The organism is Asticcacaulis sp. (assembly GCA_024707255.1).
In the GTDB taxonomy this organism is placed as follows: Bacteria; Pseudomonadota; Alphaproteobacteria; order Caulobacterales; family Caulobacteraceae; genus Asticcacaulis.
In genome coordinates, this window is sequence record JANQAC010000002.1 from 333,943 (window position 1) to 350,832 (window position 16,890).

A 16,890-nucleotide genomic window follows, 5' to 3' on the forward strand; every position below is an offset into this window, starting at 1 on the left:
GGATTCCCCTAAGGGACGTTGGCCAAGACTTTCTCGGTCGTATCAACAAAAAAGCCCCGCTTGCGCAGGGCTTCTTGTGATTGATCCGGCGGCCTATTTCGGCGCCAAAATCATGATCATCTGCTTGCCTTCCATCTTCGGTTCGTATTCGACCTTGGTGGTGGGCTCGAAATCGGCTTTCACTTTTTGCAGCAGTTTCATGCCGAGTTCGGGGTGAGCCATTTCACGGCCGCGGAAACGGAGCGTCACCTTGACCTTGTCGCCTTCTTCGAAGAAGCGCGTCATCGCCTTGGCCTTCACCTCGTAATCGTGGATATCGATATTGGGGCGAAGCTTGATTTCCTTGATTTCAACGACCTTCTGCTTCTTGCGCGCCTCGGCCTTTTTCTTCTGTTCCTGGAAACGGTACTTGCCGTAATCGAGAATCTTGCAGACGGGCGGGTCAGCGGTAGGAGAGACTTCGACGAGATCGAGACCGGCTTCTTCGGCGGCTTCCAGGGCGGCGGATGTCGGCATAATGCCTTGCTTTTCGCCGGCAGCGTCGATCAACAGTACGCGGGGAACCTTGATCTCATTGTTGATGCGGGGGCCGTCTTTAGGAGGCGGGGCTTGAATTGGACGACGAATAGGTCGTTCTCCTTGAGTCTGTTCAAACGAATTGCGCGGATTATGGCGAAACAGGGGGGTTGTTTCAATCCCCTATGCACCGGAAAGGTTAAATAGCCGCTTATATTTTCGGGAATTCGGTCTTCTGTGGCCGTTTAGGCGCGGCACCTATGTAAGCAGCGAGCGGTAAATATCAAGAGTGCGCTGGCACATCAGCGGCAGGCTGTACTGTTCCCTGACATGTTCGCGGCCCTGATGCCCCATCTCGAAACGGTCTTCCTCCGGCAAGGCGATGGCGACTTTCATGGCATCGGCCCAGGCATGGGTATCTCCCGGTTTCACCAGCCAGCCGGTTTCACCCGGTAATACGGTTTCAACGGTTGCCCCATGATTGGCGGCCAGCGGCGGCCGTTGCATGGCCTGGGGTTCCACCGCCGTACGGCCGAAAGCCTCCGGCTCCAGCGAAGGTGCCAGGGCAAAATGACAGGCCGAATAGGCCGAGGGCATGTCGTCGCAGTGGCCCACCAGCTTGATGCGTTCCTCCAGGCCGTATTTATGGATGCTGTCCTTGAGCGCCTTGGTATAGTCGCTGCGGCCCTGGTCGTCGCCCACCATGATGATCAGGAAGTTGTCGATATCCTCATGACGCAGCATGTTGGCGGCCTCGACGATCAGCGCCTGGCCCTTCCATTTGGTCAGGCGGCCGGCCAGCAGGAAGCGGATGCGGCCATCGCCAGCCAGAACGTCCCAGGCTTCTTCCATCTTCATGATCTTGCGGACATCGAAGGCTTCGGGATCGAAGCGTTTCATGTCTATGCCGCGTGGAATGCTGATCACCTTGTCGGGCGACATTCCAGCATAGGTTTTCAGGATGTGCGCCCGGGTGAAATCCGAATTGGCGATGATCATGTCGGCGCGGGTCATCTGGCTGTTGTACCAGCGCTTCACGCCCGATTTAGCATTATAGATGCCGGCATAGGTGGCGACGCTGCGGATACCCTCTGCCTTCGCGGCACCGATAGCAGCCATGGCCGGGGCCCGCGAACGGACATGGACGATATCGACCTTTTCAGCCCGGATCAGCCGGCGGAGCGCGCTTTTGTTCTGCCACTGGACGAACGGATTCTTGCTGTGAACCGGCATATGAACGACGGTGGCGCCCTTTTTCAGCAGGCGTTCCTCCAGCCGACCGCCCTTTGTCGCCACGATCGAGCGCCCGCCGGCGGCGATAATGGCCTCGCTGATATCGACCACGGTCTGCTCGACGCCGCCGGTATCAAGCTCGGGTACGACCTGCAAAACAGTGGCGGTGAAGGTGGGTTTGGGCATCAAGACTCTTGCGGGAGGAAAGCGGCGCGGCTAAGCCATTTTATCATAACGTAAATTTCAGCGAAAAAGTGGCAGTCTCTTTTTAAATCACCAAAGCGGCCGTCACGGGAATGATGCGCATGGATATACCTTTCGTTCAAGAGTCTGCCGAATGGCTGGATACGCCACGGGGCGACCGCATCGCTTATCGTCGGGTGCGCGGGGAGGGGGCAACCCTTTTGTGGCTGGGCGGCTTTCTGTCCGACATGACCGGCAGCAAGGTGACGCGGCTGACGGCCGAGGCCAGGGCGCGGGGCTGGGATTTTCTCTGCTTCGACTATTTCGCCCATGGCGAGACGGGTGGGGACTTCGCCGCGGCACGAGTCGGGCGCTGGCGGGAAAACGCCCTGGCGGTGCTTGATCAACTGACCGAAGGGCCGGTGGTGGCCATAGGCTCCTCCATGGGCGGTCATATGCTCTCTTTGCTGATGCAGGCGCGGCCGGAGCGTATAAAAGCGGCGGGATTCCTGGCGCCGGCGGCTGATTTCGCCACGGTCCTGATGCTGGCGTCCCTGTCGCCGGAAGACCGCCGCCAGCTTGAGGTTTCCGGCGTCTGGATGATGCCGGGCTATGACCGGCCGGTGCCACTGTCCCACGCATTTTTCGACGAGGCGAAGGCGCATGAGGTGCTGAATGGCCCGATCGCTTTCGACGGCCCGGTGCGTATCCTGCATGGCATGAAGGATGATGTCGTGCCGTGGCAACATGGCCTGCGTCTGCTGGAGACAATCACCACGCCGGATGCACATATCCACCTGATCAAGGACGGTGACCATCGCCTGTCACGCCCGCAGGATATGGATGTATTGGTCGATATAGTGGCGGAATTGCGCGCGTAATTCTCCTCCCCCGCTTTGCAGGGGAGGAGAATTTTGTTTATTCCAGCCGTGCCTTTAGATGCTCGCCAACCCTGAGTGCATTGGCCACGGTCGTCAATGTCGGATTGACCGACGAACTGGACACGAAGAACGAGGTATCGACGACATAGAGATTGTCGAGATCGTGGGCCTTGCAGTTGACATCGAGCACGCTGGTCGAGGGATCGCGGCCGAAACGAAGCGTGCCGCACTGGTGCGCCGTGCCGTATAGCGGCAAAAGCGAATCGATCTGGAAGTGCGGCTCGAACAGGGTATGCTGGCGCAGGGAAAAGCTCTTCAGCGCCTGTTCCAGTTTCTGTGTCAGCTTCAGGTGTGCCGGCAGGTTGTTCGGTGTATAGGTTAGCCTGATCTGGCCGGTTTCGGTGACGGTCACGCGGTTTTCCTCGCGCGGCAGATCCTCGGTCATGGTCAGGAAGGCGACCATATGGCGGGCGATGTCGTCGCTGAGAAAATCCGGGATCAGGGCCGGCGGCAGGATGTCGGATATCTGGCCTTCCAGGGTCTGGCCGGACATGTATTCCAGCAATTGAATCTGTCCCATCGGGTAAGGGTAGTCCTTGTCGCCGAAATAGAAGTCATTGACGGCGAAGGTCTTGGGGAAGGTTGAGTCGAAGCGGTCGGCCATGATAGAGATGACCGCCGAGGTGGTGTGGAACATATAGTTGCGCCCGACCAGGCCGGAACTGTTGGCCAGGCCGTTCGGATGCGCGGCCGTGACCGATTGCAGCAGAATGGCGGCGCTGTTGGCCGCACCGGCGGCCAGAGCATAGAGATCGCCGGTGAAGGTTTGCAACGCGCCGTCATCCGTTTCGGTGACCACGCCGGTGACGGCCTTGTCGTGCGCCTCGATGTGCTTCACCCTGTGGCCGGTCAGGAGGGTCACATTCGGCAGGTTTCGGATCGGATCGATGACGATGCTGCGGGCGTCGCTCTTGGCCTTGAGCAGGCAGGGGTATCCGCCGCAGGTAGTGCAGCGGACGCAGTGCGAGGTCAGGGGGTGGGCGTCGTCGCGGTTGATGCCGAGCGGCAGGGGCGAGGGATGCCAGCCGAGATCCTCGAAATGTTGCTTCAGCTTCGCCACGCCGGGATCATCGATCAGCGGCGGGTAGGGAAACGGCGGATCGTCGGGCTGGTCATTGGGATCGATGCCGCGTTCGCCATGCACGCGCCACAGGGCTTCGGCCTTTTCATACCACGGCGCGAAATCGGCATAGGAAAGCGGCCATGCGGGCGACAGGCCGTCACTATGCTCGACCGCTTCGAAATCGCGCTTTTTCATGCGCATCAGGGCGGCGCCGTAAAAGGTGGTGTTGCCGCCGACCCAGTAGTTGGTGTTGGGGGTAAAGGGCTTGTTGGCCTTGTCCAGCCACTGTTCCTTGGTGCGATAGCGGTGATCGACGAAAACCGCCTTCGAGTCCCAGTTCTGCGGCTCGACCGGCAATTCCTGGCCGCGTTCCAGGATCAGGATTTGCTTGCCGGTATTGGCCAGCGCATAGGCCAGGGTGCCGCCGCCTGCGCCGGACCCGATAATGATGATGTCGTAATGCTGGGATTCGGTCGCTGGGGCATCGGGCATGGATTGCTCTTGAGGGCTTGCATTTAAGGTTTCCCCTCTCCCCATGAAAATGGGGAGAGGACGAGAACCGAGCGTAGCGATGGTGATCGGGTGAGGGGCGAGCCTGCAGATGGATACAGCCCTTCACCCGACAATCTGCGGCTTCGCCTTGTCTGTCGTCCTCTCCCCATTTTCATGGGGAGAGGGGAGGTTTAAGCATTTGTTTTATCGTCCAGTTGATATTTTTTAGCGCCCCAGCGGATCATAGGCGTGATCAGGCCATCGGGCATGTAGGTCATCAGGAAAACGGCCAGTTTATTGGTCCAGCCGGTGACAATGACCTCGCGCCCCGCTTCATTGGCGCGGATGGCAGCCTCGACCACGGCTTCGGCGGTCTGGACAAACCGCGCCGGATGGCTTTTCAGCACCGCGTCCATGCCGTTGGAATGCTGGAATTCGGATTCGGTCGAACCGGGGCAGAGAGCGGTGACCTTGATGCCCCTGCCGGCCACCTCGGCGGCCAGGGAACGCGAAAATTTCAGCATATAGGCTTTGGCCGCCGGATAGAGGGTATGGCCGGAAGCGCCCGGTGAAAAGGCGACCATGGACGAGACATTGATGATTCGGCCATAGCCCTGCGCCAGCATATGATCGAGCAGTTCCCGGGCCAGCAGAGTCGGGGCCGCCACGCAGACCTCAATGAAATTAAGCTGCTGCTTCGCCGTGGTGGCGGCGAAGGTATGGGCCAGGGAATAGCCGGCATTGTTGATCAGGCCGTCGGGGTGGAAGTTCATCTTCCTGATACGCGACACGAGGCCATTTACCTGCGCGCGGTCGCTGAGATCGGCGGCCAGACAGGCGATTTCGACGCCATGCGCCACACGAAGTTCGGCGGCCAGGGCTTCCAGCCGGTCAAGACGGCGGGCCACCAGGATCAGGTTGGTGCCGCGTCTGGCATAGGACCGGGCGAACTGCGCGCCAATACCGGAAGAGGCGCCGGTGATGAGGTATGTTTTTGCCGGCATTGAGGTGCTCCGTGAGCCAGTCGTGACGCTATTCCTTTTTGCCGGTTTGTATAGAGGCCAGGATCGCGTTCAGGCCCTCCCGATAGGTCGGGTATTGCGGTCGCCAGCCCAGTTCGGCTTTGGCACGGGCATTGGAGACGCGCTTGTTGTCGTTATAGAAACGCAGCATTTTTCCACTCAATGACGGATCATCCCAGGCAATGACCGGCGGCAGGGGCAGGCCGGTCAGGGCCGCCGCATATTCCAGCACTGTATCGGCCGGAGCGGGTTCGTCATCGCACAGATTATAGATGCCGCCGGGCCTTGGGCGCGTCAGGCTGGCCATCAGGGCGGTGGCGCAATCGTCATGGTGCAGGCGGGAAAAGACATGGTCGGGCTTGTGGATGCGCCGCGCCGTTCCGTCCCTCAAGCGTTCGATGACATTGCGGCCAGGACCATAAAGCCCCGGCAGGCGGAAGACCTGCGCCCCGACGCCAAGCCACTGACTTTCAGCCATCACACGGCGGCGGCCCTCGGTTGAGGTCGGCAAAAGCGCCGAATCCTCGAATACCCAGCCGCCATCCCGATCGCCATAGACACCGGTGGTAGAGAGATAGCCAATCCACTTGCCGGACAGACTGAAACCGGGGAGCGCGGCAAAGGCCGGGCAGCCGTCGTCATCCGGCGACGGGGTGATCAGTATGGCGGTCGCCTGTCTGACGGCTTGCGCCAAGCCCTTCGGATCGGCGGGATCGATGGCCGTAATACCCTGCGCAATCAGTTCGCTGCGTTTTTCCTGCGAGCGGGCCGTGGCGGCGATTTCATAATCTGCGCGGGCCAAATCAGCGAAGGCGGCGCCGATAAAGCCATATCCGAAGACCAGAGCCCTCGGTCTCAAGGGGCGTCGGACGCGAAAGCGGGCGCCGAGGCCTGGGCCGCCTGGTGGACGGCATTCAGTTTTTCGCGCTGGGCGCGGTCAGCCGCCTGTTTCTGGCGCCGGGCGTCGCGCTCCTTCACCATGCGGTAATAGTCGGGGATCTCGATGGCATGACCGAAGGGCGCCGGCGATCTTTGCCCCAGGCCCTGCGGCCAGACGAAACTCAGCGCGATCATGAGGAGCGCGATCAGGGCGGCGGCGGGGTAGAAAATTCTGGGGTTCATGCCTGGCTTTATAGGCAATTTGCCGCAGTGACACCAGCCTCTTTTATCGGCCATAATTCTGATGAGTCGGCCCCTTGTGTGGTGCGAATGCCACACCATATCCAAGCCATCAGGCTGTTGCCTTTTGAGGGACAGCCGGAAATTCATCCGCCGCAACGGGGAACTTAAAAACATGAATATCGAAAAATATTCCGAGAAAACACAAAAGCTTATCCAGAGTGCGCAAGGCATCGCCCAGGCACGCAACCATCAGTATTTCACGCCGGTCCATGTGCTGAAGGCGCTGACCGAGGATCGGGAATCGCTGGCCAGCCAGTTGATCCAGCTCGCCGGCGGCCGCGCCGATGCCTTTACCGCCTCGGTTGATCTCGCGCTGGGCAAATTGCCCGCCGTTACCGGCGCAGGCCAACTCTATATGGCCAATGAGACCGCCAAGCTGTTCAATGATGCCGAGGCTGAGGCCAACAAGGCTGGCGACAGCTTCGTGACCGCCGATCGCCTGCTGATCGCCGCCGCCGACAACAAGGAAGGCGCGGAGGCGTTGAAAGCCGCTGGCATTTCGCTCGGCAAGCTGAAGGATGCACAAGCCACTTTCCGCAAAGGCAAGCCGGCTGACAGTGCGTCGGCTGAGGCTGGCTTCGACGCCCTCAAGAAATATGCCCGCGACCTGACCCAGGCCGCGCTCGATGGCAAGATCGATCCGGTCATTGGCCGCGACGAAGAGATCAGGCGCACCATCCAGGTTCTGGCCCGCCGCACCAAGAATAACCCCGTGCTGATCGGCGAACCTGGCGTCGGCAAGACCGCCATTGTCGAAGGGCTGGCCCAGCGCATCGTCAATGGCGATGTGCCGGAATCCCTGAAGGATAAGAAGCTTTTGTCGCTCGACATGGGCGCCCTGATCGCCGGCGCCAAATACCGCGGCGAGTTCGAGGAACGCCTGAAGGCCGTGCTCAATGAGGTGACGCAGGCCGAAGGGCAGATTGTGCTGTTCATCGATGAAATGCACACCCTGGTCGGTGCCGGCAAATCCGATGGCGCCATGGATGCCTCCAACCTGCTCAAGCCCGCCCTGGCGCGCGGCGAACTGCACTGCGTCGGCGCCACCACGCTCGATGAGTACCGTAAACACGTCGAAAAGGACCCGGCGCTCGCCCGTCGCTTCCAGCCGGTCTTTGTCACCGAACCGACCGTGGAGGACACCATCTCGATCCTGCGCGGCCTGAAGGAAAAGTACGAAGTCCACCATGGGGTGCGTATCTCGGACAGCGCCATCGTTTCGGCAGCCACGCTTTCGAACCGCTATATCGCCGACCGTTTCCTGCCGGACAAGGCCATCGACCTGATCGATGAGGCGGCGTCGCGCGTGCGCATGGCGGTCGATTCCAAGCCGGAAGAACTGGACGAACTGGACCGCCGGATCGTGCAGCTAAAGATCGAGCGCGAGGCCCTGCAAAAGGAAACCGACGCCGGATCAAAAACGCGCCTCGAAAAGCTTTCCGAGGAACTGGAAGAGCTTGAGGAAAAATCGCTGGCCCTGACCACTCGCTGGAAGGCGGAAAAGGACAAGGTCGGTTCGGCTGCGCGGTCACGCGAAGCGCTGGATCGTGCCCGCATCGACCTGGCCAATGCCCAGCGTGCCGGTGACCTGCAAAAGGCGTCGGAGATCATGTACGGCATCATTCCGGCGCTGGAAAAAGCGCTGGAGCGCGCCGAAAACGCGCCCCAAGGCGAGGAATCACCACTGACGCCGGAAGTGGTCGATTCCACGCAGATCGCCCAGGTCGTCTCGCGCTGGACCGGCATTCCGGTTGACAAGATGCTGGAAGGCGAGCGCGACAAGCTGCTGCGCATGGAAGATGTGTTGCGCGGCCGCGTGGTTGGCGAGGATGAAGCCCTGACCGCCGTGGCCGATGCCGTGCGCCGGGCGCGTGCGGGCCTGAAAGACCCGAACCGGCCGATCGGCTCGTTCCTGTTCCTGGGGCCTACGGGCGTCGGCAAGACCGAACTGAACAAGGCGCTGGCGGAATTCCTGTTCGATGACGAGACGGCGATCACCCGGCTCGACATGTCGGAATATATGGAAAAGCACTCCGTCTCGCGCATGATCGGCGCGCCTCCGGGCTATGTCGGTTATGACGAAGGCGGGGCGCTGACCGAAGCCGTGCGGCGCCGGCCCTATCAGGTTGTGCTGTTCGATGAGGTCGAAAAAGCGCATCCGGACGTGTTCAACATCCTGTTGCAGGTGCTGGATGATGGCCGCCTGACCGACGGGCAGGGGCGTGTGGTCGATTTCCGCAATACCCTGATCGTCATGACCTCGAACCTCGGTTCGGACGTGCTGGTCAATATGGAGCCGGATGGCGATATCGAGGTCGTGCGTCCGCTGGTGCTGAATGCGGTGCGCAAGCATTTCCGGCCGGAATTCCTCAACCGGATCGACGAGATGATCCTGTTCCATCGCCTCGACCGGGCGCATATGCACGACATTGTGCGCATCCAGCTCAAGGGCCTGGAAAAGCTGCTCGCCGACCGGGAAATGACGCTCAGCATCGACGATGCGGCGCTGACCTATCTGGCGGACAAGGGGTATGACCCGGCCTATGGCGCCCGCCCACTGAAGCGGGTGATCCAGAAGCTGCTGGTCGATGAGATCGCCCGCAAGATCCTCAGTGGCGAGGGGACGGACGGTGAGGTCATCCATGTCGGCTTCGATGGGGAGTACCTGACTATTGGTAAGCCCACCGTAAACTAGGGGCAAGCCCCTAGAACCATAACTCGACAGCGTAAGAAGCGCCCCTTCAGTAATGGAGGGGCGCTTGTGTTCCATCGATAAGAATTACCGTCTTATAATTCCGTTGCTGCCATCTTTTGCAATTCTTGTCGGCGGCGGCGGCGGAGGAGGAGGAGGAGGAGGAGGAGGAGGGGAGCCTTCACTCATAGTATCTTTCCTTGTATCATTAGCGCGAATGGAAGGAGTTTTGTGCAAATGTAGGGGGCAGAAGTAAATGAAACAAATATCAAAGATAAAAGTAAAGAATTTTTAGCTCGATATAAATCCATAGATTTTTTGTCATTGTTTTCCGCGTTATGCGAAGCGCAAATAGCATACTCACTATAAATGTATTCTAGGGTTTTTGAGTCTGCTTCTTTATTAGCATCCTCTATGGATTTCCCATAATTGATTGAATCATTAAAAATAGAGGTTCTGTACGAAGAAACGTTAATCAAAAAAGTTAGGTGCTTGTTGTCGTAACTAAAATTTGCCCTGTAAATTAAAAGACCAGAAACAATCAAGGCTATAAAGGAAATGCAGGAAAATGAAATAAAGAATATAGATGTAAAAATATTGTCTGACGTTGTTTTGGAAATTATGGTTACAAGTGCACCTGTCAAAGCGATTAGTATTCCAATTGGTATGGAAATGCTTGTTTCTATACTGTTTTTCCGTTCAAATTCTTTGAAGTAATGCTCTTGGTATATCTTACCTATTTCAGACATGGTAATGCCATTCCCTTTTTGTTCCAATTTAGCATATTCTTGGAAAAAGAAAATGGTCTTCGTTTATGAGCTTACTTGAATAGTCTGCTGGCAGTCCCTAGGGGAGTCGAACCCCTCTTTTCAGGTTGAAAACCTGACGTCCTAACCGATAGACGAAGGGACCGCATCGGCAGAGGCGGTTCTTTTGACCGATCCGGAGGAACCGGTCAAGTCCCGGAGAATTTTTTACACAGATTAGTCGCGCAACAGGTCGTTGATGCCGGTCTTGGAACGGGTCTGGGCATCCACGCGCTTGACGATGACGGCGCAATAGAGACTTGGCGATGCGGCGTTTGACCCGGCGCTGGCCGAAGGCATCGAGCCGGCCACAACCACCGAATAAGGCGGCACTTCGCCATAGGTGACTTCACCGGTGGCGCGGTCGACGATGCGGGTCGACTTGCCGATATAGACGCCCATGCCGAGCACGGAGCCTTCGCGGATGATGCAGCCCTCGACCACTTCCGAGCGCGCGCCGATAAAGCAGTTGTCTTCAATAATGGTGGGGGAGGCTTGCAGCGGCTCCAGCACGCCGCCGATGCCGACGCCGCCGGAGAGGTGGACGTTCTTACCGATCTGGGCGCAGGAACCGACCGTGGCCCAGGCATCGACCATGGTGCCTTCATCGACATAGGCGCCGATATTGACGAAGGATGGCATCAGCACGACGTTCTTGCCGATAAAGGCGCCGGCGCGGACAATGGCGCCCGGCACGGCGCGGAAGCCGGCCTCTGTGAAATCCTTCACGTTCCACTTGGCGAACTTGTTCGGCACCTTGTCCCAGAAGGGGCCGATCGGCGCCTGCTCGAACAAACCGCGGCCGGTGTGCATCAGTTCATTGCCATTGAGGCGGAAGGACAGCAAAACGGCCTTTTTTAGCCAGTCATGGGTGATCCACTGGCCATCCTTCTTTTCGGCGACACGAAAGCGGCCGCTGTCGATCAGGTCGATGGCGCCCATGACGGCCTGGCGATAAGCGCCCTGATAGGTGGGCGACAGGGTGTCGCGGACCTCCCAGGCGGCTTCGATATCATCCTTGAAGGCGGCGAGGTCGGACATGGCTGTGCTCATCTGATGGGGCTGGAATATGGGCTAGGCCATAGGCTGCAAGTGACAGAGGATCAAGCCCTAATTCGCTTAAAAATCACTCAGAAAGGCTTTCAGCGACGGGCTGCGGAAATCGACGTGCGGATCGGTGTTGGCGGGCGCCTTGGGCCCGACAAGGACGGTTTTCATGCCCAGTTGATGCGCAGGCTTGAGGTTCTTCGGGCTATCCTCGAAGAAGGCGGATGTCCCCGGATGCACCGCATGGACGGCCATCATCTTTTCAAAAGTTTGCAGGGCCGGCTTGGGAATCCAGTCGGCACGTTCGAGGTGGAAGACGCCGTGGAAGAGGTCGGCCATCTGCATGTGGTCGAGCAGGCGGATGGCGTGGCGTTCGTCGCCATTGGTGAAGACCAGTTTGCGGCCGGGCAAAGCATGGATCAGGCCGTTCAAATCGGGATCGGGCGCCAGGGTGTCGAGCGAGACATCGTGGACTTCGTTCAGGAATACATAGGGATCGATATTATGATAGGCGACCAACCCGGCCAGCGTGGTGCCGTGCTCGTGGAGATACTGATCCCGCAGGATCGCAGCTTCCGCCGGGGCCAGGCCGGTCTGACGGACCATGAAAGCGGCCATCTTTTCCTCCACCTGCGACATGATATTGGCTTCATGCGGATAGAGGGTCTGGTCGAGATCGAATATCCAGGTATCGACGTGGGCGAGGGCGGCGTGCATGTCACAGATCTCCAAATCGCCTTGCGATTTGGCAAGCGCGACTGCGCGCCCGAGCCGTTGCGAGGAAAGCCTGCGTGGCGACTGAACGCAAAGAAAAAGCTGATTACGCCGACTTCAGTCGGCCGTAATCAGCGTACCCGCGCCATGTTCGGTGAACAACTCGACCAGCATGGCGTGCGGACGGCGGCCATCGAGAATAACCACAGCCTCGACGCCCGATTCCACCGCCATGATGGCGGTTTCCAGCTTCGGGATCATGCCGCCGACGGCGACGCCCGATTCGATCAGGCCCTTGGCTTCCGAAATGGTCATCTGACGGATCAGGTTCTTGTTTTCGTCGAGCACGCCGGCGATATCGGTCAGCAGCAACATGCGCTTGGCATTGAGCTTGCCGGCCACGGCGCCGGCCACGGTATCGGCGTTGATATTGAAGGTATGGCCGTCTTCCGACACGCCGATCGGAGCGATGACCGGCACATAGTCATGGTTCGGATCGTCGATCAGGGTGCGGATCAGTTTGTCGTCAACCGTCTTGGGCTCGCCGACAAAGCCGAGATCGACGACCTGCTCGATCATCGAATCCGGGTCCTTCTTGATGCGGGTGGCCTTCTCGACCGTGATCAGGCCGGCGTCTTTACCCGAAAGGCCGACGCCGCGGACATCGGCTTCGCGGCCGGCCCGGGTGATCCAGTTGGCGATCTCCTTGTTGACCGCACCCGAAAGCACCATTTCGGCAATTTCCATGGTGGCGTCGTCCGTCACGCGCAGGCCGTCTATGAAGGTCGACTTGACGCCGGCACGGCCAAGCATGGAGGAAATCTGCGGGCCGCCGCCATGGACGACCACCGGATGGATACCGAGTAGCTTTAGAAGCACGATATCCGAGGCGAAAATCTTCGCCGTTTCGGCCTCGCCCATGGCATGGCCGCCGTACTTGATCGTCACGATCTCACGGTCGTAGATCTGAATATAGGGAAGGGCTTCGGCCAGTTGCTTGGCGGTGGCCCAGCCACGTTCTTCAGCGGAGTCGATTTCGGTCTGGATGATCATGCGCGCGCATTAGCGGATATGTATGTCGCTGTCATGAATTTTTTCGGATTACACCGGTTTACGCAACGAAAAGCGCGTGGCGGTGAGCGTATCGGAGACGGCGCAGGTTTTGGAATCGATGAAATTCAGCGCCCGCATATGGCTGCGCACCGCCGATTCCGGCAGACTGGATTTGGCGCCCTTGGGATAGACGATCCAGACGGGCGCGTGGGGCAGGCGCTGGGTTAGTTCCGCCAGGCCGGCATTGAGTTCGGTCGGTGTCAACGCCACGGCGATGGACAGGGCAGCACAGGCCGGATCGGTGGTGACGGCATTGATCAGGGCGTCATTGAGCGGACCATCACCCACATGCCCCCAGACCAGCGCCCGGTGACCGGCATCGACGCCCAGCTTCTGCGCCAGGGAAGGCGGCTCGGTTGTCAGCTTTTTCAGCCACTTTGCCGCCTGGCCTTCCGGCAGGGCCAGGGCATAGGCCAAGCCGTTATGCTCAAACAGCAGTTCGTGATTGACCACGCGCGGGTCTTTCAGTTCGGCGATGGGCAGGGTCTTTTTGAATGCACCGCGTAAGGTTAGTTCGCGGCTCTCCAACAGGGCGTGGGCGTGATGGCTGTCGTGCCCGATCCTGACTTCGCTTTCAGCTTCCAGACCCATGACGGCACCTCTTTCGGGGGCAGACTATCACGTTTGGCGAGGTGCGCAATTATATCCGGCTTACAGCGTGACGCCGCAGGTCTGCATGATTTCGAGGCGCAGTTCCGGGATGCCGAAACCGCTTTCCGACGAGGTGGCCAGCACGACCGGGTGGGCCGCCGGGCGCTTTCTGATGGCGTTCTGCGTGGCCTCGATTACCTTCGCCAGTTCCGCCGGCTTGATCTTGTCGGCCTTGGTCAGCACGATCTGGTAGCTGACGGCGGCTTTATCGAGTGCATCCATCGGCTCGTTATCGACCTCTTTCAGGCCGTGACGTGCATCGATCAGCAGATAGGCACGCTTGAGGTTCGGGCGGCCGCGCAGATAGTCACGGCCCAGGTTCTGGAATTTCTTGACCGTGGTCTTGGAGGCGCGCGCCCAGCCGTAGCCGGGCAGGTCGACCATGTGCATGGCGTCATTGAGCAGGAAGAAGTTCAGCTCACGGGTGCGGCCCGGTTCGTTGGAGGCGCGGGCGAGGTATTTCTGGCCGACCAGGGCATTGATCAGCGACGACTTGCCGACATTGGAACGGCCGGCGAAGGCGATTTCCGGCAGTTCGTCGGGCGGCAGTTGCGCCACGGATACGGCGCCCATGACGAAAGAGACCGGGCGGGCGAAAAGCACCCGCGCGGCCTCTAACTGTTCAGCGTGTTGCTGTTCCGATTCGGTCACGCCGCTTTCTTGCCCTTGTTCATCATCTCGCCCAGTTTCTGGAAGCCGGTATCGATGGGGTTCGAGACCTTGAGGCGGTGCATGATGGAATATTGCTGGAGGATGGTCAGGATGTTCGACCAAATCCAGTAGATGATCAGGCCGACGGCGACGTGGGCCATGAAGAAGGTCAGCATGAGCGGCATGAAGGCCATCATCTTCTTCTGCATCGGATCGACGCCGGTCATTGGGGTCATCTGCTGGCTCAGCCACATCGAGCAGCCATAAAGAATGGCGACGACGCCGATATGCAGCGGGCCGGCGAGGACCGTGCCGATCAGCGGCACGGTGGCGGGATCAAACGGCAGCAGGCCGAAGAGATTGACGATAGTGGTGGAATCGGGCGCCGACAGATCGTTGATCCAGCCGAAGAAGGGGGCGTGGCGCATTTCGATGGCCAGTTGCAACACCTTGTACAGCGACCAGAAGACCGGAATTTGCAGCAGCATGGGCAGGCAGCCGCCGAGGCCGGCCATCGGATTGACCTTTTCCTCCTGATAGAGGGCCATGGTCGCTTCCTGCTGCTTCTGCATGTCGTCAGGGAAGCGCTTCTTGATGGCGTCGAGCTTTGGCTTCAGGCGATCCTGCACCTGGCGCATCTTGGTCATCGACTCGTAGGAGCGGTGGGCCAGCGGATAGAAGACGACCTTGACGATAACGGTCAGGGCCAGGATGGCGAAACCGAAATTGCCGAGGAAGGCATAGAGCTTATCGAGCAGCCAATACATCGGATAGGTGATGATGGAGAGCATTCCCCAGTCCACGGCCCAGTGGAAGCGCGGGATGTGCAGGCTGTCTTCATAGGTCTGAAGCTGGGTGTTCTGCTTGGCGCCAGCAAAGACATGCGATTGCGCCTTCCAGGTCTGGCCGGGGGCGACGGTCACGGGCGCATCGACATAGCCGCTGCGGAAGACGGGGACGCCGTCGGTGACGATCGCCTTGGCGGTATAGGACACCGCCTGGGTTTGGTTAGGGATGACGGCCGCCATCCAGTACTTGTCGGTGATGCCGTACCAGCCGCCAACCGAATCCTGGCTTTCGAGCGCCTTGCCGTCCTTCGGCTTGGCCATGTCTTTGTACTTCAGCGAGGCCGTGCGGTAATCGCCGAGCTTCGGTTTGTCCATGGTCTTGGAATAGGTGGCGATGGCGCCTTCATGGACCACGGCGTTCTTGCCGGCATCGGCGGGCATACCGCTGCGCATGACGACCGAGAAGGGCTGGAAGCTGACGGGTGCTGTGCCGGTATTGGTCACCGCGTCATCCTCGGTGATCATGTAGTTGGCGTCGATGCTGAGCGTACGGGTAAAGGTCAGGCCGCTGCCATTGACATAGCTGAGCACGACCGGCTGGCCGGGGCTGAGCACGCTGCCGCCTGTCTGGGTCCAGACGGTGTTGTTGTCCGGCATTCCGGGGACGTTCTGGGCGAAATAGGCCGACTGCACATAGTAGGCGTTCTTCGCGCCGGCGGGGGTCAGCAGTTCGACCGGGTCATTCTTCTTTTCGACCGTCTGGTCGTATTTGATCATGTAGAGATCGTCGATCAGCGCGCCTTTCAGGGCAATCGAGCCCTTCAGCGAAGGGGTGCTGATGTTAATGCGCGGTGAGGTGGCCAGGGCCTGCTCGCGGGTCAGCGTTGTCGAGACGCCGCCGAGCGGTAGTCCGGCCGCGGCACTGGAAGACGCTGCCGCGGCGACCTGCATGGCGGCTTCACGCTTCTTCTGTTGCGGCCCAAAAACGAAGAACTGATAGATTGCCAGCACGGCCATGCTGATAACCAGGAAATAGATCATATTCTTGTTGTCGGTAGTGTTATTCATCGAACGGTCTTTTTCCTAGTTGTAGCTCAAGCGCCGCATGGCTACCTCGCATCGGCTCGGGCGGGCATATCTTTCATCAAGGTTGGCGCCCTTGCCACAAAGCCGTAAGAGGTCACGGCGTTGTGGAGTTTTGTTTCTGGCGGGCCAGCCTTATCAGGGCGGCTTTGACATCGTCAAGTAAAGCCTTCCAGTCACGCGAAACCGTGTCGGCGCGGGCGATCAGCACATAGTCGTGTCCGGGCAGGCCAAATTGCGGGATTATCTGTTCGGCGGCTTCACGCAGGCGGCGCTTGGCGCGGTTGCGCACAACGGCGTTGCCGACTTTCTTCGTGCAGGTGAAGCCGACCTTGATCTCGTCATCTTCGCGCGGCTTTGCCTGCACGACCACGCCGGGACGCGCCTGCCAGGCGGCCTTTGAGGCGGCCAGAAATTCTGCGCGGACTTTGAGGCGGGGAATCATAAGTGCTTAAGATGATAAGCCATGCCGGAAATACAAGAAGAGTCCTTAAGCGACTTAAGGACTCTTCTCAAAATCACAGCAGTGCGAAGACGCTATTAAGCGGTCAGGCGCTTGCGGCCCTTGGCGCGGCGGCGGGCGACGATCTTCTGGCCGTTCTTGGTGGCCATGCGGGTGCGGTAGCCGTGGCGGCGCTTGCGCACGAGGCGGCTCGGCTGATAGGTACGTTTCGTTCCCATAGGGGGCTCCGATTGGTTCAGGCGGGCCCAGT

17 protein-coding genes and 1 tRNA gene are annotated in these 16,890 nt (G+C 59.4%); 2 read left to right on the forward strand and 16 right to left on the reverse strand.

What is annotated here, in order from left to right:
- Positions 1–93: 93 nt before the first annotated feature.
- Together infC and NVV72_12795 are read right to left on the reverse strand one after the other, a co-directional pair.
- The gene (gene infC / locus NVV72_12790) at positions 94–615 is read right to left on the reverse strand and encodes a translation initiation factor IF-3 (protein ID MCR6660163.1); all 522 of its coding nucleotides are present in this window, start codon (positions 613–615) and stop codon (positions 94–96) included.
- 159 nt (positions 616–774) lie between these two features.
- On the reverse strand, positions 775–1,935 hold the full coding sequence (locus tag NVV72_12795; protein MCR6660164.1) for a glycosyltransferase family 4 protein: 1,161 nt from the start codon (positions 1,933–1,935) through the stop codon (positions 775–777).
- A gap of 119 nt (positions 1,936–2,054) precedes the next feature.
- Between NVV72_12795 and NVV72_12800 the strand changes: the two genes are divergently transcribed.
- The gene (locus tag NVV72_12800; protein ID MCR6660165.1) at positions 2,055–2,813 is read left to right on the forward strand and encodes an alpha/beta hydrolase; all 759 of its coding nucleotides are present in this window, start codon (positions 2,055–2,057) and stop codon (positions 2,811–2,813) included.
- A gap of 37 nt (positions 2,814–2,850) precedes the next feature.
- Here the strand turns inward: NVV72_12800 and NVV72_12805 are convergent, their stop codons facing one another.
- From NVV72_12805 to NVV72_12820, 4 genes are all read right to left on the reverse strand, one after another.
- Complete coding sequence (locus NVV72_12805; protein MCR6660166.1) at positions 2,851–4,428, reverse strand: GMC family oxidoreductase; 1,578 nt, start codon at positions 4,426–4,428, stop codon at positions 2,851–2,853.
- Between the two features lie 191 nt (positions 4,429–4,619).
- Positions 4,620–5,432: an SDR family oxidoreductase gene (locus NVV72_12810; protein MCR6660167.1), complete on the reverse strand. Its 813-nt coding sequence runs from the start codon at positions 5,430–5,432 to the stop codon at positions 4,620–4,622.
- Positions 5,433–5,460: 28 nt separating this feature from the next.
- Complete coding sequence (locus tag NVV72_12815; protein ID MCR6660168.1) at positions 5,461–6,309, reverse strand: SDR family oxidoreductase; 849 nt, start codon at positions 6,307–6,309, stop codon at positions 5,461–5,463.
- Entirely contained in the window at positions 6,306–6,572 is a 267-nt protein-coding gene (locus NVV72_12820) for a hypothetical protein (protein MCR6660169.1), read from the reverse strand. Before NVV72_12820 ends, NVV72_12815 begins: the two co-directional genes overlap by 4 nt.
- A 172-nt stretch (positions 6,573–6,744) precedes the next feature.
- On the opposite strand from NVV72_12820, the gene clpB reads away from it, so the two are divergent.
- Positions 6,745–9,327 carry an ATP-dependent chaperone ClpB gene (clpB, locus tag NVV72_12825; protein MCR6660170.1) on the forward strand — a complete coding sequence of 861 codons (2,583 nt, stop codon included), beginning with the start codon at positions 6,745–6,747 and terminating at the stop codon, positions 9,325–9,327.
- Between the two features lie 182 nt (positions 9,328–9,509).
- On the opposite strand, the gene NVV72_12830 is transcribed toward clpB, so the two are convergent.
- The 10 genes from NVV72_12830 to rpmH all read right to left on the reverse strand — a co-directional run bounded on the left by NVV72_12830 (position 9,510) and on the right by rpmH (position 16,858).
- Entirely contained in the window at positions 9,510–10,100 is a 591-nt protein-coding gene (locus NVV72_12830) for a hypothetical protein (protein MCR6660171.1), read from the reverse strand.
- A gap of 61 nt (positions 10,101–10,161) precedes the next feature.
- Positions 10,162–10,236 (reverse strand) — tRNA-Glu (locus tag NVV72_12835).
- Positions 10,237–10,307: 71 nt separating this feature from the next.
- Positions 10,308–11,171: a 2,3,4,5-tetrahydropyridine-2,6-dicarboxylate N-succinyltransferase gene (dapD, locus tag NVV72_12840; protein MCR6660172.1), complete on the reverse strand. Its 864-nt coding sequence runs from the start codon at positions 11,169–11,171 to the stop codon at positions 10,308–10,310.
- Between the two features lie 78 nt (positions 11,172–11,249).
- A complete protein-coding gene (locus tag NVV72_12845; protein ID MCR6660173.1) occupies positions 11,250–11,894 on the reverse strand; it encodes a pyrimidine 5'-nucleotidase in 645 nt (214 codons plus the stop codon).
- Between the two features lie 114 nt (positions 11,895–12,008).
- Entirely contained in the window at positions 12,009–12,944 is a 936-nt protein-coding gene (argB, locus tag NVV72_12850; protein MCR6660174.1) for an acetylglutamate kinase, read from the reverse strand.
- Positions 12,945–12,992: 48 nt separating this feature from the next.
- Positions 12,993–13,595 carry a hypothetical protein gene (locus NVV72_12855; protein MCR6660175.1) on the reverse strand — a complete coding sequence of 201 codons (603 nt, stop codon included), beginning with the start codon at positions 13,593–13,595 and terminating at the stop codon, positions 12,993–12,995.
- A gap of 60 nt (positions 13,596–13,655) precedes the next feature.
- The gene (gene yihA / locus NVV72_12860) at positions 13,656–14,306 is read right to left on the reverse strand and encodes a ribosome biogenesis GTP-binding protein YihA/YsxC (protein MCR6660176.1); all 651 of its coding nucleotides are present in this window, start codon (positions 14,304–14,306) and stop codon (positions 13,656–13,658) included.
- Positions 14,303–16,162, reverse strand: coding sequence for a membrane protein insertase YidC (gene yidC, locus NVV72_12865; protein MCR6660177.1), 1,860 nt, complete (start codon positions 16,160–16,162; stop codon positions 14,303–14,305). Before yidC ends, yihA begins: the two co-directional genes overlap by 4 nt.
- 112 nt (positions 16,163–16,274) lie before the next feature.
- Positions 16,275–16,622 carry a ribonuclease P protein component gene (rnpA, locus tag NVV72_12870; protein MCR6660178.1) on the reverse strand — a complete coding sequence of 116 codons (348 nt, stop codon included), beginning with the start codon at positions 16,620–16,622 and terminating at the stop codon, positions 16,275–16,277.
- 95 nt (positions 16,623–16,717) lie between these two features.
- Positions 16,718–16,858 (reverse strand): 50S ribosomal protein L34, encoded by a 141-nt coding sequence (gene rpmH, locus NVV72_12875; GenBank protein MCR6660179.1) that lies wholly within the window; start codon positions 16,856–16,858, stop codon positions 16,718–16,720.
- Positions 16,859–16,890 lie beyond the last annotated feature (32 nt).